The following is a 23100-nucleotide window of genomic DNA, read 5'->3' as shown; positions in this document are numbered from 1 at the left end:
GTCTGTACCGCTGCATCAGATAAGCAAAAATGATCCCATCTTGATTTATAACGCGATCCGGCTCGATTGAGGTAGACCTCATCTGAGGTTTTCGATCAAACAGTAATCTGCTTAAAGCCGTTGCAGACAAAATTATGCGGCAGATAGTCTCTACAATGAGTCGCGTACGCGCTCCCAGGCCTTCGTCAAATGGCGTCCTAGCACCTCGGAAAGCCGGGTCGCATCACGGGCTTCCAAGGCCAGTATCATTTCTTCATGCTCGGCTACTGCTGCTGCCCATTTCTCCGCGCCTTCGTGGCCGACGAAACGGATACGTTTCAATCGTGTCTGCAGCATCTGGTGAATGTCAGCTAGCGTGGGGTTCTTGGCAAGGCGGACAATGGCCAGGTGAATCTGCTGATTCAGCTTATAATACTGGAGGCGGTCAGCATGATTATAGCGCTCGATCATTTCGTCGTGCAGCGCGCGGACCTCAGCGATTTCCTTGTCGGACGCCAGCTCGCAGGCGAGCTTTCCGGCAAGTTCTTCCAGAGTGCGCAGGACCGTGAGCATGTCTTTCACGTCGGCGGCACTGAATCGCTTCACAACGGCGCCCCGGCTTGGAACAAGCTCGACCAGACCTTCGCTCGCCAGATACTTGATCGCCTCACGCAGCGGTGTCCGGGACACGCCAAGTTGCTCCCCGAGCTGGCCTTCATGCAGACGCGTGCCAGGTTCTAGCTGCCCTTCGATAATCATGTCGCGCAGATGGTTGACGAGCATGTCGTGCAAGGCAGTGCGGCGGAACGCCTGTGAGCCGTTGTCGGCTTGCTCGTTTTTTTGAATTTCGTCCATCGGCCTTTTTCTCAAAGAGTGGGTTCGAATCCTCATCTCACCAACTGTGGCGAGGATGGCTGGCCTGCTCTCAGCCGTCAATATAAAATGCTGCATACAGAATACAAAATGCTTGCACCATTCAGGAGACTGACATATGCATGCTGCATACAGAATGCAGACGAGGAGGATGCTAATGACCGTCACTGGCACTGAACCGAGCGTAATTGCGCTTGCAATGGGGGATCCATCTGGTGTCAGTCCGGAGTTGACGGCACGTCTCCTCGCCTTGCCGGATGTCAGGAAAGAAGCGCATATCGTTGTCTTTGGTGATCGTCGCGTTCTGGACGAGGGCGCACACGTCGCGGGTGTCGAGCTTGATCTGGAAGATGCCAGCCTCGAAAGCGCGCCGAAGATGCCGCTCGGCAGGCACGTCTTCGTTGACTTGAAGAATCTCGATCCGAAGGACGTTGTGCGCAGTGAGGCCACGTTGGTGGGCGGAACGTTTGCCACCCAAAACTTTCGAGCAGCGCTGAAGTTTGCCGCTGCAGGTCACGCGCAGGCTGTTTGTTTCACTCCGTTCAACAAGCAGGCCATGCGATTTGCCTATCCTGGTTACGATGATGAAATCCGCTTTGTTGCTGATGTGTTGAATTTCACTGGCAAGGTGCGTGAGTTTAACGTTCTGGAGAAAGTCTGGAACGCGCGTGTGACGTCGCATATTCCGCTCAAGGATGTGGCCTCGACTCTAACTGTTGAAGGAATTCTTGCCGAGCTGGAGCTGGCCTGGGCCTGCCTAAAGAAGGCGGGACACGACAACCCAAAGATTGCAGTGGCCGGTCTCAATCCGCATGCCGGTGACGGCGGCAGTTTCGGTATGGAAGAAATCGAAATCATCGAACCTGCCGTTAAGGCAGCCAGGGCTAAAGGGTTCGATGTGGATGGGCCGTTCCCGGCTGATACGGTGTTTTTGCGTGCTCTGAAGGATGGCTTTCAGGCAGTGCTGACCATGTATCACGATCAGGGGCAGATCGCGATGAAGCTGATGGGCTTCGACAAAGGGGTGACGATGATGGGTGGCTTACCGTTCCCACTTTGCACGCCTGCGCACGGAACAGCCTACGATATTGCCGGGAAGGGCGTTGCCGACGTGGGAGCCACGCGCGAAGCGATCCTGCTTGCGGCACGAATGGCGAAAAGAGCATCGGCGCTTTCAGACGCTGCCTGATTTTCGACATTTTAACACTATCGGCATGGGGGGAGGCCTGTGCCGCTTAACTGGGAGGATAGACCATGAAGAAGTCTTTGCACATTGCTTGCCTCGCGGCAGGAGTGGCAGTCATTGCATCGTCTGCACAGGCATTCGAACCAACGCGGCCTGTGGAATTCGTCGTAACCGCTGGGCCAGGAGGCGGCACGGATATATTCGCGCGCACAATCCAGTCGATCATCGGTAAATATGACCTGATGAGCGCGCCAATCGTCGTTACAAATAAGGGAAGTGCAGGCGGGGCAGAAGGCTTTGTCTATACCGCTGGCTACAAAGGCGATCCCTACAAGCTGGCGTTTGGCACCAACAACGCCTATCTCTTGCCGGTACGCGCCAAGGTTCCTTATAAGTCGGCAGACCTGCTTCCTGTTTCAGCGCTTGCCTCGGACGAATTCATTCTTTGGGTTAACGGAAAGTCCGAATTCAAGACCGCGGCTGAGTTTGTCGCCAAGGCCAAGGATGATACGAGCATGAAGGTTGGCGGCAGCCAGTCCAAGGACGTTGACCAGATTCTGACATCGATGATCAATGATGCCACAGGTTCGAAGCTTGGCTATATCCCGTTCAAGAGCGGCGGTGAAGCTGCTGTGCAGCTCGCGGGCGAGCACATCGCGGCCAATGTCAACAATCCGAGTGAGAATCTCGGTCAATGGCAGGCAGGTATGGTGAAGCCGCTCTGCGTCTTCAACGGCCAAAAGCTCAAGGGCGAAGGCAAGGTTGCTGGCGATATGGGATGGAGCGACATTCCAACCTGCAAGGAAGCAGGTATTGCTATCGAAAATTATTCCATGCCGCGCACGGTATGGCTTCCGGCAGGGGTCGATCAGGAAGTCGTCGACTACTATGCTGGCATACTCAAGAAGGTTGCCGAGACGCCGGAATGGGCGAAGTATCTTGCCGATAGTTCGCAATCTGCCGCCTATATGAGCGGTAATGATCTCTCTTCCTTTATCAAGAACGATGAAACAGCGGTAACGGCTGTGCTGAAGCGTGAAGGCTGGCTTGCCAACTGACGCTTTGTGTATTTGTGCGGACGCCAATGGCGTCTGCACCATTCATCGAAGGAGCTCATCCCATGAATGGAAAAGGTGAAGGCGGCGTTTCCCGCTTCATCGTCGAGGCGGGCGTCGCTCTCCTGACGGGCGCGCTGGGGGCGGCGGTTTGTTACGGCTCGCAACAGGCTGGCACTGGTTGGACGGAAATGGGCCCTGATGCCGGTTATTTCCCGTTTTACATCGGGCTGCTGATCATGTTCGGAAGTGCCGTCAATCTCGTTGCGGCATTTGTGAAACATCGCGGTAGCGGGGAAGTCTTCATTGAGGTCTCCCGGCTGAAACCGGTTCTTGGCTTCGCTTTACCTCTGGTTGGCTTCGCGGCCATATCGACGGTTTTGGGACTTTATGTCGGCACTGCAATCTACATCGCAGGAGCGATGATGTTTCAGGGGCGCTACAGGTGGTGGGCTTCCCTGCCAGCCGGTATTGCCGTTTCCCTCTTCTTTTTCGTCATCTTTGAAATCGGCTTCAAGGTTCCGCTCCTTAAAGGCCCGGTCGAGGCTTTCTTCGGGATTTATTGATACCGGAAAGTCCGATGTCTTTGGAGGAAAGACATGGAAAACTTCAGTCTCCTGATGGATGGCTTCGCTCACATACTCAGCTTCAATCATGTTCTGCTGATGATGCTGGGTGTGACGCTTGGAATTCTGGTTGGTGTCCTGCCGGGATTGGGTGCACCCAACGGTGTTTCCCTGCTTCTGCCACTGACATTTACGATGGACCCGATCTCCGCGATTATTTTGTTGTCGTGCATGTACTGGGGGGCATTGTTCGGTGGATCGACGACGTCCATTCTGTTCAATATTCCGGGTGAGCCCTCATCTGTTGCCACAACCTTCGATGGATACCCAATGGCGAAGGCTGGACATGCGAGCCGCGCCCTGACACTTGCTTTCGTTTCGGCCGGCATTGGCGCACTGGCCGGTGTTGTGATGATTACTCTGCTCTCGAGCTGGGTCGCCAATTTCGCCCTGCGGTTCTCATCACCGGAATATTTCGCCGTTTATTTTCTGGCTTTTGCCAGCTTCATATCCATGGGCGCTCAATCGCCGTTCAAGACACTTGTTTCGATGATGATCGGCTTTGCCTTTGCTTCGGTGGGTATGGATACGATCTCCGGCAATTTACGCCTGACGTTCGACATACCTGAACTTATCAAGGGTATCTCCTTTCTGATTGCTGTCATGGGCCTGTTCGGGATCGGCGAATTGCTGCTGACGACGGAGGAGGGACTTCGGTTCGACGGTATCAAGGCGCGTGTGCGTCTCGGTGAAATTGGTCGCACGCTACTGGAAATGCCGCGCTATTGGTTTACACTCGCCCGCTCCACGCTTATCGGGATCTGGATGGGGATAACGCCTGCGGGGCCAACCGCTGCATCCTTTATGAGCTACGGCGTGGCTCGTCGCTCCGCCCGCGATAAATCCAAATTCGGTAAGGGCGACCCGCGCGGTATCGTGGCGCCGGAAACTGCCGACCATTCTGCCGGTACATCCGCGCTGCTTCCTATGCTGGCGCTTGGCGTACCAGGTTCGGCAACCGCCGCCGTGATGATGGGTGGCCTGATGATCTGGGGCCTCACTCCCGGCCCCACATTGTTCACGGATCGTCCGGATTTCGTCTGGGGCCTGATTGCTTCCATGTATCTCGGCAACATTGTCGCCGTTATACTGGTGATTGCAACCGTGCCGCTTTACGCGTCGATCCTGCGTGTGCCGTTCTCGATTATCGGCCCGATCATCGTAGCGGTTATATTTTCCGGGGCTTATCAGGTCGCCAATTCGATAACCGACGTCTGGCTGGTGATCGCATTCGGCGTGCTCGGCTACATCTTCAAGAAACTTGATTATCCGCTAGCGCCGTTGGTTCTCGCTATGGTTCTCGGAGACAAGGCAGAGGACGCATTCCGTCAATCGATGATGATGTCTGGCGGTGAGCTTTCAATATTCTGGTCGAATGGCCTGGTTGCTTCGCTGATGACCCTCGGCGTCTTCCTACTTGTTTCACCCGCCGTCTTCTGGGTCATTGGCAAGCTGCGCAGTCGGAAGCCCGAAATTTCCTCTGGCAATGGCAATGCCGCCTGATGTCGATGGATCAAGCAAAAGAACTGGAAAGCAAGTTGAAAAAGACGACTTCCAAATGGACGCGCGAAACCTGGCCTATCGCAGCAGCGATGATTCAGTATCCCAATATGCTGCCGGATGGCAGCTCGATACAGGATCAGCCAGCGGAAGATTGGGCGCGCACCTTGGCCGATGTTGCGGATGCAGGCTTTACAGAACTTGACCCGACTGACAGTTGGTTGCGAGTGGCTGATTTGTCACCTGCCCGTCGCGGTGAATTTATGGCGGTGGTCAAGTCTCTTGGCTTTACGATTCCAGCAATTTCGACCTCCCGACGCAGCGTGATCGACGCACAACACGGCGACGAGTATCTGGCCTATGGGCACAGGGTCATCGACACGGCAAAGGAAATCGGTGCAGGCTCTGTTTCCTTCGGGCTTTTTGAACCTCTGACAGATGCGCAGAAACAAGCTTTGTGGTTCTGGACAGTTGATGGGGCGAAGAACCCGGACGATCCGGCTGTCTGGAACAAGGCCGTTGAACGAATTCGTGAACTCGGTCGTCATGCGGAGGAGCTCGGCATAGAGCTGTCGCTTGAAATGTATGAGGACACTTATCTCGGCACTGCGGAAAGCTCCGTCCGTTTTGTGGAGGATGTGGGGCTCGACAATGTTGGTATCAACGCTGATCTGGGCAATCTCATTCGTCTGCACCGTCCGGTCGAGCATTGGCAGAAGATGATGGAGAAGGTGGCGCCTTACGCAAAATTCTGGCACGTGAAGAACTACACCCGTACAGAAGACCCGGCCTCCGGTGTGATAATCACGCATCCAGCTCCGCTTGAAAGCGGGATTATCAATTATCGTGCAGCTATCCGCATGGCGCTGGATCACGGTTTCGCCAGCCCGTTTTTATGCGAACATTATGGTGGCGATGGGCTTTCCGTTTCGGCTACAAATCGTGACTATCTGCGCCGCATCCTGCCACGCGGCTAATGACCCAGACCAAGGACTGTTTCAATGACGACGATTTTCGATGCGCCGGAGGAGTTTGCCTCGACCGCTCTCGCCGGGTTTGCCAGTATTTATAACCGCTATGTTCGCCACGTTCGCGGCGGAGTTGTTCGCTCCACCAAGGTGCCTCAAGGCAAGGTAGCTGTGGTCGTCGGAGGCGGCTCTGGTCACTACCCGGCATTTGCCGGATATGTGGGGCCGGGCTTCGCGGATGCCGCTGTTGCAGGTGACGTATTTGCTTCGCCGTCCACGGCCGCAGTGGCGCGTGTCTGCCGACAGGCCCACAAGGGCGGCGGTATCCTGCTGGGCTTCGGCAATTACGCCGGGGATGTCCTCAATTTCGGCGTTGCCGCCGAACGTCTGCGTGCCGAGGGCATTGACGTTCGTATCGTGCCCGTAACCGATGACGTAGCCAGTGCTCCGGCGGAAATGCATGAGAAGCGGCGCGGAATTGCGGGCGATCTGGTTGTGTTCAAGATTGCGGGCGCGGCTGCCGAAGCCGGTTTGTCACTGGACGAGGTTGAACGACTATCACGTCACGCCAACGCGAACACCGTGTCCTTCGGTGTTGCTTTTAAAGGCTGCACGCTGCCTGGCGCACCGCACCCACTCTTTACTGTACCGGAAGGCCAGATGGCGCTCGGTCTCGGCATTCACGGCGAACCGGGGATCAAGGAAGAAGCAATCCTGCCTGCTTCCGGTTTGGCGAGCTTGTTGGTGGAAAAGCTTCTGGTAGAGCGCCCAAAAGGAATTCAAAGGGTTGGCGTTATTCTGAACGGCCTTGGTGCGACCAAATATGAAGAACTGTTTGTCCTGTGGACGGCGATTGCGTCGCTTCTGGAAAAGTCCGGTCTTGATGTTGTGGCGCCGGAAGCGGGTGAATTTGTTACCAGCCTCGACATGCAAGGTTGTTCGCTGACCCTTCTATGGCTTGATGACGAGTTGGAGCATTACTGGACGGCTGCTTGCGATACGCCGGTTCTGCGTCGAGGGGAAGCCATTGCCGCCGTGCCTGCGACTGAGGTTGTCGCCGATGAGGATGTCGCACCCGATTTTGCTCAGGCGGATGAAGCTGGGCGCGCTGGTGGTGTGTGTATTCAAGGCATTCTGCACGCTGTTGCTGACGTGCTGGTCGAGGCCGAGGAAGAACTTGGCCGTATTGATGCCTTTGCGGGCGACGGGGATCACGGGCAGGGTATGCGACGTGGCTCCGCCGCTGCGAAGGATGCTGCCGACCAGGCAGTCGAGGCCGGAGCCGGGACAGCAAGTGTGCTGGCTGTTGCGGGTGATGCCTGGGCAGATCGTGCCGGAGGGACATCCGGAGCGCTATGGGGACTTTTGTTGCGTTCGTGGAGCACTGAATTTTCTGACAATGGCCCAATCGATGATAGTGCCGTTGTTCTGGGGGGCAGACGCGCGCTTGATGCGGTGATGACCCTCGGTCGCGCGAAACCCGGCGACAAGACACTGGTCGATGCTTTTGTACCTTTCGTGGAAACGCTGGAAAGCGCATTTGCTAGCGGCAAGCGGCTGGTCGACGCATGGAATGAAGCCGCAGAGATAGCCAGGTCAGCAGCCGAAGCGACAGCACCGCTTGCGCCAAAACTCGGTCGCGCAAGGCCACTGGCCGAAAAGAGTATCGGTCATCCAGACGCGGGGGCCATTTCGCTGGCGCTGGTCGTGGAAACCGTTGGCAAGAAACTGAAAAGCTGAATATTGAAACAGACGGGCCGCCTCAAAGTCGGTCCGTCTGATGGCCATTTCGTCAATCCAGCTTTTCCAATGCTTCACTGCCGGTTCGAAAAGAAACGGGGCGCTGCCGTTCCCGGATAGTCGTCAGGCTTTGAGTATCTGGTGGAAATTATCAAGTTTCCCCGGCTTCGAATGCGCTACGAGCATGACCAGCTTTTCTTGGTCGAACACGCGAAACCAGTCTTCCCATTCAACAACTTCAAGGCCGCCAGCATCCAATGGCCGTTCGACATCGGCGACGAACTCGGGTTCAAAAACAATTCGCAAGACCGGCGCCGCGTTGGGGTCTATAGACGTGCTTATAAATGCTGGATTTCCGTTGCGGGCAGCCACCCAGTCCCGAATGGCTTCATGCGTATCAAGGGTGATTGTTTCGCTCATAGGGAGCATTCCCTCCAGTTGCTATTGCACAAGACATCATTGGCCCAGTTGGCAGGTGAGTCAAATACGGACTAGCGTTATTAGCCATGTCAGTCAGATGCGGCTCGTCCAGCGTTCCAGAAGACGCCACTCCGTTCACTTTCTTCGTGAATTTGTCGTCAGATTGAATTCTTTCAGTTCATCCTGTTGACGACGGCTGTGCGTTCATTCATGTCGTAAACCGACTATTCGCTGTTACAGCCTGGAAATCCCCAAAATGACCGAACGTCTCTCTTTCGCACGCGACCGCATCAATGTTCTTCTACTGGAAGGCATCAATCAAACTGCGGTCGATTACTTCAAAGCCTGCGGTTACACCAATGTCACGCATTTGCCGAAGGCGCTGGATAAAGCCGATCTGATCGAGGCGATTTCTTCTGCGCATATCGTCGGCATTCGTTCCCGAACGCAACTGACCGAAGAGATTTTTGCCGCGGCAAACCGTTTGATCGCAGTCGGTTGCTTCTCGGTCGGGACCAACCAGGTTGAATTGAAAGCCGCACGCAAGCGCGGTATTCCCGTTTTCAATGCACCATTTTCGAACACGCGCTCTGTTGCTGAACTGGTAATCGGTGAGATCATCATGTTGATGCGCCGGATATTCTCTCGATCGGTCTCCGCACATTCAGGGGGCTGGGACAAGACGGCAACGGGTAGCCGCGAAGTGCGCGGCAAGACGCTTGGTATCATCGGTTATGGTAATATCGGTTCGCAGGTCGGTAATCTTGCCGAGAGCCTTGGCATGACCGTGCGTTATTTCGACACTTCCGATAAACTGCAATATGGCAATGTCAAACCGGCAGCGAGCCTTGATGAGTTGCTCAAGATTTCGGACGTCGTCAGCCTGCACGTGCCGTCCAACAAGTCGACTTCGAAGCTTATTACCGAAGCAAAACTGCGCAAGATGAAGAAGGGTGCCTTCCTCATCAACAATGCACGTGGCACGGTCGTTGATCTGGAGGCCTTGGCAAAGGTATTGCAGGAAGGTCATCTTGCAGGTGCTGCCATTGACGTATTCCCGGTTGAACCTGCTTCCAATAACGATAGGTTCGTCTCACCGATTCAGGGGCTGGAGAATGTTATTCTTACGCCACATATCGGCGGGTCAACGGAAGAGGCACAGGAACGTATAGGTACGGAAGTCACCAGAAAGCTGGTCGAATATTCCGACGTTGGCTCCACGCTAGGGGCCGTCAATTTCCCGCAAGTGCAGTTGCCACCGCGTCCGACGGGCACACGTTTCATGCATGTGCATGAAAATCGCCCCGGCATTCTCAACAGCCTCGTCAATGTTTTCTCGACGCATAACATCAACATCGCCAGCCAGTTTTTGCAGACCGATGGCGAGGTGGGTTATCTTGTTATGGAAGCCGATGGTGTAGGCGAGGCCAGCGAAACTGTACTACAGGCCATACGCGAAATTCCTGGAACTATCCGTGCCCGCCTGCTCTATTAAGCTAACTTCGCAGCGCGGTTATGTCCGGCGCTGCGATTTCTCATAGCGTTTGATGAGGCGGTCCCGGCGCAATCGCGTAAGGCGTTGAATCCAGAAAATACCGTTAAGCTGGTCTATTTCATGCTGATGGCAAACGGCGAGCAAACCTTCCGATTCCTCGGTTTGCTCGTTGCCGTTCAAATCCTGATAGCGAATTTTGATGCGGGCGTGGCGCTCGACTTCGTCGACAACACCCGGCATGGACACGCTGCCTTCCTGATGATGGATTTTATCGTCGGACGCCCAGAGGATCTCCGGGTTCACATAAAACTTCGGACCTGTTTCCGTAGGCAGCTCGAGAACCACTAGACGTCTTGATATGGCGATATGTGGCGCGGTGATCCCGATGCCGGGTGCCGCACGCATCGTATCGAGAAGATCGCTGCCAAGCTCCTGCAAGGCACCATCGAACAGGGTGACTGGCTCTGCTACAATACGCAGTCGCTTATCCGGATAGTTTACGATCGGGCGGACAGTCATTTGGCCTCACATTATGCGCGCGGTTACATTTTGTAACGACGCGCAATCTTTTGGCCGATTTTTGCCGTGACTTGCAAACACTATCGTGGCTAGTCGTTATAATCCTCGCGCAATAACGAGACGCTGCACGTCACTGGTGCCTTCATAAATCTGGCAGACACGAACATCGCGATAAATGCGTTCAACCGGATAATCTGCCAGATAGCCATAGCCGCCATGAATCTGGATTGCAGCCGAACAGACCTGTTCGGCCATTTCGGACGCGACGAGTTTGGCCATTGAGGCTTCTGTCAGGCAGGGCTTACCAGCTTCGCGTAGCGCGGCTGCATAAAGCACCATCTGACGGGCCGTTTCAATCTTCGTGGCCATGTCGGCGAGCCTGAAAGCGACCGCCTGATGTTCGATGATCGGCTTGCCAAATGTTATGCGCTCTTTGGCGTAACCAGACGCCGCTTCGAATGCCGCGCGCGCCATGCCGACTGATTGTGCAGCAATGCCGATACGCCCGCCTTCCAGGTTGGCAAGCGCGATCCTGTAGCCTTGACCTTCTTCGCCCAGTCGGTTTTCCGCTGGAATGCGCATGTTCGTAAAGGCGAGCGCACATGTGTCCGACGAATGCTGACCGAGCTTGTGTTCCACGGAAACGACCTCGTAGCCCGGAGTGTCGGTCGGTACGATGAAAGCCGAAATGCCCTTCTTGCCCGCCGATGGATCGGTAACGGCAAACACGATCACCACGCTGCCATTCTTACCCGATGTGATGAACTGCTTGGAGCCGTCGATCACATAATGATCCCCGTCGCGACGTGCGCGGGTTTTGAGCGCGGAAGCGTCGGAACCTGCCTGCGGTTCGGTCAATGCGAATCCGCCGATCCATTCGCCGGAAGCCATCTTGGGTAGAAATCGCTGTTTCTGTTCTTCGGTGCCAAAACGCAGGATCGGAACGCAACCGACGGATGAATGGACGGAAACAATGGTTGAACAGGCACCATCGCCGGCGGCGATCTCTTCCAGTGCCAGCGCGTAGGCAACTGTGCCGAGATCGGAACCACCCCATTCTTCCGGCACCAGCATTCCGAGAAAGCCAAGCTCACCCATCTCAGAAAGTTCTGTGCGCGGGAAAGCGTGTTCCCTGTCGCGTCCTGCGGCACCCGGCGCAAGCTGCTCCTGTGCAAACTGTCGGGCGGCGTCGCGGATCTGCGCCTGGGTGTCGGTCAAGAGCATCAGATGATCCTCTCTATACCGACGGCAGTTGCTTCACCACCACCAAGACAGATACCAGCCACGCCGCGCTTCAGGCCGTGGGTTTCAAGGGCTGAAAGCAGAGTGACGAGAATGCGTGCACCCGATGCGCCGATAGGATGGCCGAGGGCGCAGGCACCACCGTGAATATTGACTTTGTCGTGCGGCAGGTCGAGATCGCGCATCGCAGCCATGGTAACGACTGCAAAAGCCTCATTGATTTCGAAGAGATCGACATCCTTCAAGTTCCAGCCGATTTTCGTAGAAAGTTTGTTTATGGCACCGATAGGGGCGGTGGGGTAAAGGTTTGGCTTATCAGCATGGGTCGCATGGCCGACCAGAACCGCACGCGGGGTGAGCCCACGCTTTTCTGCTTCGGAGGCGCGCATGAGAACGAGGGCTGCCGCGCCATCCGAAATTGAGGAGGAGTTGGCGGCCGTCACGGTACCGCCGTCACGAAATGCCGGGCGAAGGGTTGGAATCTTGTCAAGTTTTGCCTTGCCGGGTTGTTCATCGATAGAGATTTCGATCTCGTTGCGCCCAGCTTTCACGGTAACGGGCGTAATCTCGGCTGCGAAAAGACCATTCTTGATGGCATTTTGCGCACGTGTGAGCGAGGCTATGGCGAACTCATCTTGAGCTTCACGGGTGAACTGATAAGCCTCCGTGCAGTCTTCGGCGAAGGTGCCCATCAGGCGACCTTTGTCGTAAGCATCCTCAAGCCCATCAAGGAACATATGGTCCAGAATCTGGCCATGTCCCATCCGATATCCGCTACGTGCCTTGGGCAGCAGATAGGGCGAATTGGTCATGCTCTCCATGCCGCCCGATATGATCACATCGGCAGAGCCTGCTAGCAGTAGATCATGCGCGAGCATGGTTGCCTTCATGCCGGAGCCGCACATCTTGTTGACTGTTGTTGCGCCGGTGGAAACCGGCAATCCCGCTTTTATTGAAGCCTGGCGTGCCGGAGCCTGTCCCTGACCGGCAGGCAGGACGCAGCCCATATAGACATCCTCGACTGCTTCCGGCGCAAGGCCTGCCCCTGCAAGTGCGCCGCGAATGGCGGCTGCACCGAGGTCAGTTGCCTGGGCGTTGGCGAAGTCGCCCTGAAAACCACCCATGGGAGTACGGGAAGCACCGACGATGACAATAGGATCGCTGTTGGACATGATTGTTCCTCGTTACTTTGCTGCCATGCGCAGTGCGCCATCCAGACGGATGACTTCACCGTTGAGCATCTGGTTTTCCACGATGTGGCGGGCAAGGGCTGCATATTCAGCAGGATGCCCGAGGCGGGGAGGGAACGGTACGGAGGCGCCGAGGGCATCCTGCACTTCCTGCGGCATGCCGGCCATCATCGGCGTGGCGAAAATTCCGGGCGCGATCGTCATGACGCGGATGCCGTGACGCGCCAGTTCGCGCGCCACTGGTAAGGTCATGGCAGCAACGCCGCCCTTGGAAGCGGAGTAGGCAGCCTGCCCGATCTGGCCGTCAAAGGCTGCAACGGACGCCGTATTGATAATGACGCCGCGTTCTCCACCTTCGCCGGGTTCGTTCTTTGCCATGGCTTCGGCAGCAAGGCGCAGCATATTGAAGGTGCCGATCAGATTGATCGAGATCGCACGTGTGAAACTTTCCAGCTTGTGCGCACCGTCGCGACCGAGAACCTTTTCGCCCGGTGCCACACCGGCACAATTGACGAGTACATCAATGCGCCCGAAAGCCTCCAGTGCGGCCGCGATGGCAGCCTTGCCGTCCGCATCGCTGGTGACGTCGGTACGGTGAAATTTTGCGGCCGTGCCAAGTGCCTCAGCCTGTGCTTCACCAGCTTCCGCATTCACATCGAGAAGCACGACTTTGCCACCGGCATCGACGGCCATTTTTGCGACCGCTGCCCCGAGGCCGGAGCTTGCGCCGGTGATCAGAAATACCCGATCCTTAATCTGCATTTTCTTGTCCTCAGGCCTTCGTCTGTTGCTGTTTGTCGATTTCCGCTTTGCGCAGCAGGAAACGCTGGATTTTTCCGCTTGGCGTCTTGGGAAGTTCGCTCAGGAAGTCAATTTCACGCGGATAGGCATGGGCGGAGAGGCGCTTCTTCACATGCAACGCCAACTCATCCTTCAGTTCCTGCGTACCTTCGAAACCGGGCGCAAGGATAACGAATGCCTTCACAATTTCCGTTCGCTGCGGGTCCGGTACGCCGACAACCGCCGCTTCATTCACGGCTGCATGTTCAAGAAGGGCGCTTTCGATATCGAATGGTCCGATGCGATAGCCGGAGGATGTTATAACGTCATCAGCGCGACCGATGAAGCTGATCGAACCGTCCGGCTCGAATTCCACCGTATCACCGGTGCGATAGTAGCCGTCCGCAATGGCTGGCGTTTCCTGTTTGTAGTAGCCGGAAAACCAGAGAAGCGGCGATTTCGCTATATCGACAGCGAGAACGCCGGGCTGGTTAGGACCAAGCTCATTGCTTTGTTCATCCAGAACGGCGACCCGATAACCCGGCATTGCGTAACCGGCTGAACCGTGTCGGATGGGGTGTTCAAGACCATGATGATTATTCACGACCATGCCGAGTTCGGTCTGGCCGTAATGATCATAGATCGGTGCACCAAGATATGCGTCGAACCAGCGAATGACTTCCGGGTTAAGCGGTTCTCCGGCACTGGACACCACACGCAGGCGACCTTTGACGCGTTTCGCAGCTTCCGGCCCTTCTGCCATAAGCAGACGAAACGCGGTCGGCGAACCGGCGAGGCTGGTGACACCAAGACGCTCGATGATGTCGTAGGTGCTTTCCGCTGTGAAACCACCTTCGTAAAGCGTGGTTGCCATGCCAAGCTGCAACGGACCCGTCACGGCATAATAAAGGCCATAGGCCCAGCCCGGATCGGCGATGTTCCAGAAAATATCGTCAGAACGCAGACCGATGGCTTCACGCATATAGGCGCCGAATGCCATCAGCGCATAAAGTGGAACCGGCACGCCTTTGGGCAGGCCAGCGGTGCCGGAAGTCGACATCATCATGAACAGATCGCTACCCTTGCCAAGCACTGGCGTACAATCGACCGAAGCGGAAGCGGTCGTCGCGCGAAAATCGACGTCACCGGCAGGCAGGCTTTCATCGGACGCCAGCACGATTGCGACTTTGGGACAGTCTTCAACCTCAGCCAGCTTGGCGCGATTGGCCGTGTTGGTGACGACCAGTTTGGCGCCGCTTGTCTTCAGGCGATGTTCGATTGCTTTCGGGCCAAAGGCGGTGAAAAGCGGCTGATAAATAGCGCCGATACGCCATGCGCCGAGAATGGTTGCAATGAGTTCCGGCGTGCGCGGCAAAAGGCCTGCGACTACGTCGCCAGCGCCGACACCTGCATCTTTCAGTACATTGCCGACGCGAGCGGCCATATCGCGCAGGTTCTCGAAGGTGAATTCGGAAAGTGCGCCATTGGCTGCAATGGCGCGCAGGGCAATGCGATTGTCGCCCATATGCCGGTCGCAGCATTCAACACACGCATTGATGCCGGTTTCAGGATTGCCGTGAAGCTTTGCAATGGCATCTTCGATGCGAAATTGCGCAACGGCATCACCATAACGTGCCAGTTGCGCTGAAACGGACGTTCCAGTCATCCAGTATAACCTCCCAGACCGCCACCTCCTCGTGGCCAACCATGCTTAAAGGTTAACCTGTCATGCATTGCAAACAATGACATTAGATGCATTAATGCGTGATCGATTTTGCAATATAGAGAAATCATGGAACGCCATAACATAGCGCCGGGCTTTGTCGAGGATGCGCTCGAAAGCGTTCGTATCCGGGGGATAGATACGGCTCCTCTGATGGCGAAGATTGGCCTGCCGGGAGCAGTGACGGAGCCCGTCACGAATATTGAATATGGTCGTTTATGGTGGCTGATCGCCGAAACGATTGACGACGAATTCTTCGGACTTGCAGCAAGGCCGATGCGCCCGGGCAGCTTCAATCTGCTTTGTCATGCAGTGCTGCATGCGGGTACGCTGGAACGCGCTTTGCGGCGTGCCTTGCAGTTTCTCAATGTGGTGTTGGACGATCCGCACGGTGAATTGCGGATCCGCGATGGCATGGCCCATGTCGTTCTGACCGATGCCGGGGCTCCGCGACCTGCCTTTGCCTATCGTGCTTACTGGCTGATCCTGATGGGTGTTGCCTGCTGGCTGATCGGGCGGCGTATTCCGTTGCGCACACTCGACTTTGCTTGCCCCGCTCCGGTTCACCGTCAGGATTATCATAAGTTCTTCGGCGCGCCGGTGCTATTTGACCAACCGGTGACCAAGCTGGTTTTCTCCTCGTCTTATTTATCGCTGCCGATCATTCGCAGTGATGTGGCGCTCGAAAGTTTTCTGCGCGAAGCTCCCGCCAATATTCTGATCCGCTATCGTCACGATAATGATCTTTCCGCAAGGGTACGTGCGCAATTGAATGCCTTGCCAATCACGGACTGGCCGTCATTTGAAGAAATTGCAGGCGGACTGGGCATGTCCGCACCAACCTTGCGGCGCAGGCTGCGCGGGGAGGGGCAGAGTTTTGGCACGATCAAGGACGAGCTACGTTTCGTGATTGCCGAAAGGCTTTTGCAGGAAAACAGGCTGAGTGTGGCGGAAGTGGCTGCTGAACTTGGTTACAGCGAACCGAGTGCCTTTTATCGTGCATTTCATAAATGGATGGGCCAAAGCCCGGGGCGATTTCGGGCCATGCAGGGAGAGGAATAAAAAATGCCGGGCTTTGGACCCGGCATTTCATTGCTTGGGAGGCAGTTTGTCAGTCTTCCTTGATCATGCTGTCCTTGCTGGTATCCCGCATACGCAGATAAACGATCAGGGAAACGCCGATCATGACGGTGACGTACCAATAAAAGCCACGTTCCCAGCCGCCGTTCTTGAAGCTCAGCGCCACATATTCGGCAGTACCACCGAAGAGAGTGTTGGCCAGCGCGTAGGGCAGGGCCACGCCGAGTGCACGAATATGAGCGGGGAAAAGCTCCGCCTTCACCACAGCGTTGATTGAGGTGTAGCCGGTGACGATGATGAGTGCACCCATGACCAGCAGTCCGGCTGTTATCGGGTCGCGGGTCTGTTCCAGCGTTGTGAAGATCGGATAGGTGAAAAGAACACCTGCCGCGCCAAAAGCAATCATCAATGGCTTACGGCCGATCTTGTCCGACAAAGCGCCCGCAATTGGCTGCAGACACATGAAGACGAACAATGTCACGGCATTGATCTGGCTTGCCACTTCGCGGCTGAAGCCGGAAGTATTCACCAGAAATTTCTGCATGTAGATCGAATAGGCGTAGAATGCGAGCGTACCGCCAGCGGTCAACAGCATGACCAGAGCCGTTTCCTTCGGATGATGCTTTATAAGCGTCCAGAAGCCCGATTTCGGAGCATCATTGGCCTTTGCATTCTTGAAGCTTTCGGTTTCCGCAAGACCGCGACGCAGCCAGAACACGACAACAGCAAGCAATGCGCCCACGAAGAACGGGATACGCCAGCCCCAGGATTCCAACGCCGGGGTTTCCATGGTCGACTGGAGTACAATCAAAAGCAGGATTGCGAGAAGCTGCCCTGAAATCAGCGTGACATACTGAAAGGAGGAGAAGAATCCGCGGCGGTCTTTGCCTGCCATTTCGGATAGATAGGTGGCACTGGCACCGTATTCACCGCCGACGGACAGGCCCTGCATCAAACGTGCAAGGACGAGAAGAGCGGGTGCTGCAAGCCCGATGGTCTGGTAATCCGGCGTAAGCGCGATAATCAACGAACCCGCGCACATCAGTGTTACCGATAGAGCGAGACCCGCCTTGCGACCCTTGCGATCAGCATAAACACCCATGATCCAGGCGCCGATGGGGCGCATGACGAAGCCAACGGCAAAGACTGCGGCGGCACTCATGAGCTGCGCGGTCTGGCTTTCCGACGGGAAGAAGTGCGGGGCAAAATAGAGCGCAAATGCTGCATAGACATACCAATCGAACCATTCGACCAGATTGCCGGTCGAGCCGCCAATAATGGACTTCAGGCGGCTGTTGGTGCCTCGCACGTCACTCCGTTCGCTTGCAATTGAGACCATGGGTTACTCCTTCAAACTCTCGATTTTTTTGAATTTCACCCCTTGTGTGGAACCGGATCGCGGAAACGGTTTCGGGGTGTTTTCCGTTGCCATCAACTCGGCTCTCCGCACCCTCTTGGGCCTGTGCGATAAAGTCTTGTGTTGGCGCTGGTGAATAATGTCAGCCGTACTTCGGCTTAGCTTCGAGCACGCAATGAGCCGATCTCTGTGTGTGGCCCAGAGTTGGTTGCAATGCTGGGGCTATATCGATGTTGCATGGCTAAGCTCCTCCCTTCGAAACTCCCTTTTCGAAGTGGTGCTAAGATGCTGTAGCGAAGCATTGATCGCCAGAGAGACGGGGCAAAAATATCAAGCCGTTGAAATAAAAGTCATTTTGGCAAATTTCGTCACATTCTCTTGTATATTTTGTGCAAGATTCTGCGTGACTCTTCAATTGACTTTGCATAAATCAGCACAAATGATGATGCCCTCGAAAATTGCAAAACTCTTTTTGGTTGCCCTCGTTTTCTTGCTGGCAATCGGTGTGTGGTTTTCCGCCCGGCTGTGGGCTGAAAGCGGAGCGCTTGATGGTCTCCGACAGGACGCGACGCTTATAGCGCGCCAGCAGACCCGTCTCATCGACAGTGAATTGGCGAAGTTCCGGTTATTGCCTGTCGTTTTAAAGGAGTATAGCGATCTGCGTGACGTGCTCGCGGGCGGTTCGCTAGAGGCGACAGCACGTCTCAATCAGAAGCTGGAGCTTCTCGCGCGTCAGGTCGGGTCGCCAATCATCTATGTGATAGCTCGCGACGGTACTGTTATTGCGTCATCGAACGCCAATACACCGGAAAGCTTTGTCGGCCGCAATTACGCTTTCCGTCCTTATTTCAAGGGCGCAATGGCGGCAGGTTCGGCAGAATATTATGCCATGGGCGATTTGAGCGGTCGCTTTGGCCTCTTCCTGGCACGCCGCATTGGCGATCAGGCCTATCCGGTTGGTGTGGTCGTCATCAAATTCGAGTTCCACAGGCTGGTGCAGACATGGTCGAACGATCCCGGTCAAACCTTCGTCGTCGACCCTCGCGGGATCATACTTGCCTCCACAGACAAGATTGAAGACCTTCGTTCCTTTCAGCCGATCTCAACATCAGAACGTGCAAAGATCGTAGAGAGCGGGCAGTTCAATGCTGCGGATATGAAACCGAGCAATTATCGCTTTGTAACAGATGGGATGATGATTGGGCCCTCCGGCCAATATTCAGTCGCTGTCGATGAACCAATTGCTGAAACAGCATTGAAACTGGTCCATACGGTACCAACTGCACCAGCGCTACGTGCCGCAAACGATCTCGCGCGCCTGATCGCGGTGGTGGCAATACTCGTTTTTGTCGTAATTGCCGGCTCAGTTTATTGGCGAGTGGGTCGTGCGGCGCGTGCTGCGGCCTATCGCACCGAACTTGAGGCTGCAGTTGACGAACGAACGGCTGCGTTGAGCGCAGAAATGACGGAACGCGAGCTGGCCGACAAACGATTCCGCGATGCGCGGGAGGAACTGGCACAGGCAAACAGGCTCGCATCTCTTGGATCGATCACTGCGGGGCTGGTGCACGAGATCAACCAGCCGGTCGCGACCATTCGGACACTCGCCGAAAACGCACGACATCATCTCGCGAATGGCAAGCTCGACAGGGTTGCCGATAATCTCAATACATCTGTGGAACTGACGGCACGGATCGGTTCGATCACACAGGAAATGCGTCGATTTGCACGTCGTCGCGGTAGTATTGTCCGACCGCTCCCACTGAATGAGTTGGTGGATGGCACGATGCTGCTTATGGGAGATCGGTTTCGTAATGCCAATGTTCGACTGGATATACCGGGGCGGTCCGACGTGGTGATATTCGCATGCCGTGTTCGATCGGAGCAGGTCCTGGTGAATTTGCTGCAGAATGCTCTGGATGCGGTGACAAACAGCAACAATCCGTGCGTTTCATTTACCGTCCGCGAGGAAGGCGATCAGGTTTCCCTTATCGTCGACGACAACGGGCCAGGCATTGATCCCCAACTGGGCGATGAGATATTCAGCCCTTTTGTAACAGGAAAGGCGGACGGTCTCGGTCTGGGTCTCGGCATCGCAAGAGACCTCATGGCCGAACTGGAAGGAACGTTGTGTGTCGTTCCATCGCAGCTCGGCGGCGCAGCTTTTGCTGCCACTTTGAAGCGGGTAAACAAAGGAAACGGCCATGACGGAGAGTGAACCTTTACGGGTTATGCTGGTCGATGACGATGTTGCGTTTCGAACGGCTTTGGCCGATTCATTTGAGATCGCTGGTCTCGATATCGAAACGCATGGCGACGGTCAGTCTGCTTTGACCAGTTTGACGCCTGATTATCCGGGCATCGTTGTGACTGATATCCGCATGCCGCGCGTCGATGGACATGCGATGATGGAAGTATTGCTGGCGCGTGACCCGGAACTGCCGGTTATCTTGATGACGGGGCATGGTGACATCGGAATGGCTGTGGCATCGCTCAAAAAAGGAGCGTTCGATTTCATCGCCAAACCATTTGCCGCCGATCATCTGATATCAAGTGTGCGTCGTGCGCTGGAAATGCGCCGATTGGTACTGGAAAACCGCCGTCTTCGCCGGGCTGCGGCTGAGGCCGAGCAGGATTATCCCTTGCTTGGTGAAACCCCGGTGATGATGCGGTTACGCGACACGATCCGCCAGCTTGCCAGCGTCGATGTCGATGTGCTCATCGAAGGTGAAACCGGGACAGGCAAGGAGTTGGTGGCCCGTCTCCTGCATCGCTGGAGTGCGCGTCACGCTCGCGGTTTTGTCGCCATCGATTGTGCGGCTTTGCCCGACGCCGTCGCGGACGAAGTTCTGTTCGGCAGCCGTATCCAGCGTGGGCGAATAGTCGATGCCGATCGGGGCACACTGTTTCTTGATGAGATAGACAGTATGTCGCCATCCGTTCAGGGCAAGCTTCTCCGGGTTGTCGAAGAGCGTGAGCTGCCATCGCTTTCAGGAGAACCGCGCGCAGTTAATCTGAGAATCGTCGCTGCTGCGAAAGGTAATCTGGAAGAAGCCGTGGCTGCCGGTCGTTTTCGTTCCGATCTGCTTTATCGCCTTGAAACAGTTAGATTGCGGGTTCCTCCGCTGCGTGAGCGGCGCAAGGATATCGGTTTGCTTTTTTCCTATTTTCTTGATGAAGCAGCAGCCCAGTTCGGGCAGCCCCGGCCTGCTATCGACGCCGCGATGGAAGCGCGGCTGAATTCAGACGAATGGTCAGGAAATGTCCGGGAATTGCGCAATTATGCCAAGCAGATGGTGTTGGGACTAGGGCAAGAGCCCATCAGCGAGCCCAGCCCGCTTTCACTGTCGGAGCAACTTGACCATTTTGAAGATAGCGTTATTCGCGCGACATTGGATCGGTGCAACGGTGACGTGGGGGCTGCTGCCGTTCTATTGCAGTTACCGCGCCGAAGCCTTTACGCCCGTTTGCAAAAGCTCGTTATTGATGCATCCACTTTCAGGAAGCGCGATTAGTGTTTTCATTCCGGGTCTGGTCTGGTAGCGATGCCAGCGACGCCGCTGATATTGACGCCAAGTTTTTCCGCCGGTCGGCGGCGTGGCAATGAGGATGTGATGGCTACCCCCCTTGATAAAACACATATCCGCTCCCTGTCGGTCTTTGCCGGTATGGATGATGCGAGTTTTGACCAGTTTCTTAGCCAGTCTACACAGCGTGTGGTGTCCAAGGGAGCTGCCGTCTTCAATCAAGGTGACGATGCAAGCCATTTCTATGTATTGCTACGCGGACGGCTGAAAGTCATGCAAGTTACAGTGGATGGCCAACAGATTATCGTGCGGGTTGTCAATCCTGGAGAACTTTTCGGCTTCGCGGTGGCGCTGGGACGCGAGGATTATCCGGGTACACCTTTGGCCGCTGTCGATAGTTTGGTGCTAGCCTGGCCGATGGAAATGATGACTGATTTCATGGCGCGCAATCCAGCACTTGCTGTCAATACGATGCAGATAATCGGGCGTAGACTGGACGCAGCACATAACCGCATCAGGGAAATCTCGACGCAGGAAGTCGAACCACGTGTTGCTCATGCAGTGTTGAGGCTGGTCGGTGAAGCAGGGGTAAAAGAAAGCGGCGGCGTGCGTATCGATTTTCCTGTTTCGCGACAGGATATTGCTGAATTGACCGGGACGACCTTGCATACGGTATCGCGTATCATCAGCCAGTGGCAGGCCAAAGGCTGGGTTGAAGGCGGCAGGCAATCATTGCTTGTTCGCGAACTCCGACATCTGAGATCGATAGCCGAAGGCGAAAGCTCGAGCGCATCCCGAAAAGTGTGAAACTGTCTTCGGATAAGATACGCGTTAAAACAATATTATGAGCGCCGAGCTGATTCAGTCAGATCGGAACGCGCTCTAGATTATGTCTTCTGACAGTGGAAACTGCCTGTATCTAGTTTGCAGCAATTGAACGCTGACGGCTAATCCAGGACGCCCCGATACTCCCGTGCAGGAATCCATTCGAGAGCGGCACGCCTGGATAGACCGAGCGCAAGCGCGCTATCCCCTCGTCGGGACTAATAAGCCGGCTCAGCACCTCGGTATGGATATGGGCTACTTCCACCATATCGCAATCCTGCGGCGATAGTCTGAAACGTCTGATTCCCGCTTCCTGCAGATCAGGCAAATCCTCCAGTAGGGACTGACAGGTATGTGAGAGCGTCTGTACGCCGTTCAGTGCCAGGAAAGGTTGGCTGTCCAGTGTTTTGACCGGCAATCCGTCCGGTTCTTCGCCGCAGACGAACTGGCAATTGTCCTTTATATGTCCTTTGGACCGTGCATGCGCGCAACGGGCTGAAATGGCTAGCGGCACTCGTCCGAACGTGAATATTTCAAAGGCAATATCAGGTGCGGCTTTGACGATCTCGCATATCGAGCTAAGCGGTAGTTCTGGCGGGAGGCAGATCGATTGCGCGCCGCGTGCTGCAAGGACTTTCGCGGTTGCGGCGTTGTAAACGTTGACCAGCGGACCGATTGTGTGCGGCGTGCCGGACAAAAGCCCCAGTGCCGATAGATCGTTTGCTTCCACCGGCAGCGTAGCTTCCTTGATCGTTTGACGGACCTGCTTGGCTTCCCTTTCAAGCATGACAAGTGCCAGTGAGCCAAGGCTTACTGTTTTTCCTGCGCGCTGCAGTCGCTCAATTACAGTGTCCATATAAGGTGTCAGGAAGTGGAACCGTTTGGAGCATACGATTTCACCTACGGTAACATTGTCGACCGGAGCTTCATCGGCGATGCGGAAATAAAAATCCCGCCATTTTGGACCATCCCACAGAAAGAGTACGGGACCGAGGCTGAGGCTAGCTGCTGACAT

At 55.5% G+C, this 23100-nt stretch carries 20 protein-coding genes; 11 read left to right on the top strand and 9 right to left on the bottom strand.

Annotated elements, in window-relative coordinates; all coding sequences use genetic code 11:
- Nucleotides 1-150: 150 nt before the first annotated feature.
- Nucleotides 151-834: a GntR family transcriptional regulator gene (locus FIB18_RS21085; protein ID WP_140022580.1), complete on the bottom strand. Its 684-nt coding sequence runs from the start codon at nucleotides 832-834 to the stop codon at nucleotides 151-153.
- Between the two features lie 175 nt (nucleotides 835-1009).
- On the opposite strand from FIB18_RS21085, the gene FIB18_RS21080 reads away from it, so the two are divergent.
- The 6 genes from FIB18_RS21080 to FIB18_RS21055 all read left to right on the top strand — a co-directional run bounded on the left by FIB18_RS21080 (nucleotide 1010) and on the right by FIB18_RS21055 (nucleotide 7927).
- Complete coding sequence (locus FIB18_RS21080) at nucleotides 1010-2041, top strand: 4-hydroxythreonine-4-phosphate dehydrogenase PdxA (protein WP_140022579.1); 1032 nt, start codon at nucleotides 1010-1012, stop codon at nucleotides 2039-2041.
- A 65-nt stretch (nucleotides 2042-2106) separates the two neighbouring features.
- Nucleotides 2107-3096 (top strand): Bug family tripartite tricarboxylate transporter substrate binding protein, encoded by a 990-nt coding sequence (locus FIB18_RS21075; protein WP_140022578.1) that lies wholly within the window; start codon nucleotides 2107-2109, stop codon nucleotides 3094-3096.
- Nucleotides 3097-3158: 62 nt separating this feature from the next.
- A complete protein-coding gene (locus FIB18_RS21070; protein ID WP_140022577.1) occupies nucleotides 3159-3659 on the top strand; it encodes a tripartite tricarboxylate transporter TctB family protein in 501 nt (166 codons plus the stop codon).
- Between the two features lie 33 nt (nucleotides 3660-3692).
- Nucleotides 3693-5222 carry a tripartite tricarboxylate transporter permease gene (locus tag FIB18_RS21065; protein WP_140022576.1) on the top strand — a complete coding sequence of 510 codons (1530 nt, stop codon included), beginning with the start codon at nucleotides 3693-3695 and terminating at the stop codon, nucleotides 5220-5222.
- Nucleotides 5222-6196 (top strand): sugar phosphate isomerase/epimerase family protein, encoded by a 975-nt coding sequence (locus FIB18_RS21060; RefSeq protein WP_168436786.1) that lies wholly within the window; start codon nucleotides 5222-5224, stop codon nucleotides 6194-6196. Before FIB18_RS21065 ends, FIB18_RS21060 begins: the two co-directional genes overlap by 1 nt.
- A 24-nt stretch (nucleotides 6197-6220) precedes the next feature.
- Nucleotides 6221-7927 carry a dihydroxyacetone kinase family protein gene (locus tag FIB18_RS21055; RefSeq protein WP_140022575.1) on the top strand — a complete coding sequence of 569 codons (1707 nt, stop codon included), beginning with the start codon at nucleotides 6221-6223 and terminating at the stop codon, nucleotides 7925-7927.
- 123 nt (nucleotides 7928-8050) lie between these two features.
- Here FIB18_RS21055 and FIB18_RS21050 read toward each other — a convergent pair whose 3' ends face one another.
- Nucleotides 8051-8347, bottom strand: a complete 297-nt coding sequence (locus tag FIB18_RS21050) for a hypothetical protein (protein WP_140022574.1) — start codon at nucleotides 8345-8347, stop codon at nucleotides 8051-8053.
- A 256-nt stretch (nucleotides 8348-8603) separates the two neighbouring features.
- Between FIB18_RS21050 and serA the strand changes: the two genes are divergently transcribed.
- The gene (gene serA / locus FIB18_RS21045) at nucleotides 8604-9842 is read left to right on the top strand and encodes a phosphoglycerate dehydrogenase (protein ID WP_105544703.1); all 1239 of its coding nucleotides are present in this window, start codon (nucleotides 8604-8606) and stop codon (nucleotides 9840-9842) included.
- A gap of 18 nt (nucleotides 9843-9860) precedes the next feature.
- Here the strand turns inward: serA and FIB18_RS21040 are convergent, their stop codons facing one another.
- From FIB18_RS21040 to FIB18_RS21020, 5 genes are all read right to left on the bottom strand, one after another.
- Nucleotides 9861-10361, bottom strand: a complete 501-nt coding sequence (locus FIB18_RS21040) for a peptide deformylase (protein WP_140022573.1) — start codon at nucleotides 10359-10361, stop codon at nucleotides 9861-9863.
- Nucleotides 10362-10457: 96 nt separating this feature from the next.
- Nucleotides 10458-11585, bottom strand: coding sequence for an acyl-CoA dehydrogenase family protein (locus FIB18_RS21035; RefSeq protein WP_140022572.1), 1128 nt, complete (start codon nucleotides 11583-11585; stop codon nucleotides 10458-10460).
- Nucleotides 11585-12775: an acetyl-CoA C-acyltransferase gene (locus FIB18_RS21030; RefSeq protein ID WP_140022571.1), complete on the bottom strand. Its 1191-nt coding sequence runs from the start codon at nucleotides 12773-12775 to the stop codon at nucleotides 11585-11587. Before FIB18_RS21030 ends, FIB18_RS21035 begins: the two co-directional genes overlap by 1 nt.
- 12 nt (nucleotides 12776-12787) lie before the next feature.
- Entirely contained in the window at nucleotides 12788-13555 is a 768-nt protein-coding gene (locus FIB18_RS21025) for a 3-hydroxyacyl-CoA dehydrogenase (RefSeq protein WP_140022570.1), read from the bottom strand.
- A gap of 10 nt (nucleotides 13556-13565) precedes the next feature.
- Nucleotides 13566-15239 (bottom strand): acyl-CoA synthetase, encoded by a 1674-nt coding sequence (locus tag FIB18_RS21020; protein ID WP_140022569.1) that lies wholly within the window; start codon nucleotides 15237-15239, stop codon nucleotides 13566-13568.
- 126 nt (nucleotides 15240-15365) lie between these two features.
- Between FIB18_RS21020 and FIB18_RS21015 the strand changes: the two genes are divergently transcribed.
- On the top strand, nucleotides 15366-16358 hold the full coding sequence (locus FIB18_RS21015) for an AraC family transcriptional regulator (RefSeq protein ID WP_140022568.1): 993 nt from the start codon (nucleotides 15366-15368) through the stop codon (nucleotides 16356-16358).
- Nucleotides 16359-16407: 49 nt separating this feature from the next.
- Here the strand turns inward: FIB18_RS21015 and FIB18_RS21010 are convergent, their stop codons facing one another.
- Nucleotides 16408-17715: an MFS transporter gene (locus FIB18_RS21010; RefSeq protein WP_140022567.1), complete on the bottom strand. Its 1308-nt coding sequence runs from the start codon at nucleotides 17713-17715 to the stop codon at nucleotides 16408-16410.
- Between the two features lie 457 nt (nucleotides 17716-18172).
- Between FIB18_RS21010 and FIB18_RS21005 the strand changes: the two genes are divergently transcribed.
- The 3 genes from FIB18_RS21005 to FIB18_RS20995 all read left to right on the top strand — a co-directional run bounded on the left by FIB18_RS21005 (nucleotide 18173) and on the right by FIB18_RS20995 (nucleotide 22067).
- Complete coding sequence (locus tag FIB18_RS21005) at nucleotides 18173-19951, top strand: sensor histidine kinase (RefSeq protein WP_140022566.1); 1779 nt, start codon at nucleotides 18173-18175, stop codon at nucleotides 19949-19951.
- Nucleotides 19938-21248: a sigma-54-dependent transcriptional regulator gene (locus tag FIB18_RS21000; protein WP_140022565.1), complete on the top strand. Its 1311-nt coding sequence runs from the start codon at nucleotides 19938-19940 to the stop codon at nucleotides 21246-21248. The genes FIB18_RS21005 and FIB18_RS21000 overlap by 14 nt, the downstream gene beginning before the upstream one ends.
- A gap of 99 nt (nucleotides 21249-21347) precedes the next feature.
- Nucleotides 21348-22067, top strand: a complete 720-nt coding sequence (locus FIB18_RS20995) for a Crp/Fnr family transcriptional regulator (RefSeq protein ID WP_140022564.1) — start codon at nucleotides 21348-21350, stop codon at nucleotides 22065-22067.
- A 112-nt stretch (nucleotides 22068-22179) separates the two neighbouring features.
- Here FIB18_RS20995 and FIB18_RS20990 read toward each other — a convergent pair whose 3' ends face one another.
- Nucleotides 22180-23100, bottom strand: a complete 921-nt coding sequence (locus FIB18_RS20990; RefSeq protein WP_140022563.1) for a U32 family peptidase — start codon at nucleotides 23098-23100, stop codon at nucleotides 22180-22182.

The sequence above is a fragment of the Brucella pecoris genome (assembly GCF_006376675.1).
In the GTDB taxonomy this organism is placed as follows: domain Bacteria; phylum Pseudomonadota; class Alphaproteobacteria; order Rhizobiales; family Rhizobiaceae; genus Brucella; species Brucella pecoris.
This window is presented reverse-complemented; position numbering and strand designations above follow the sequence as displayed.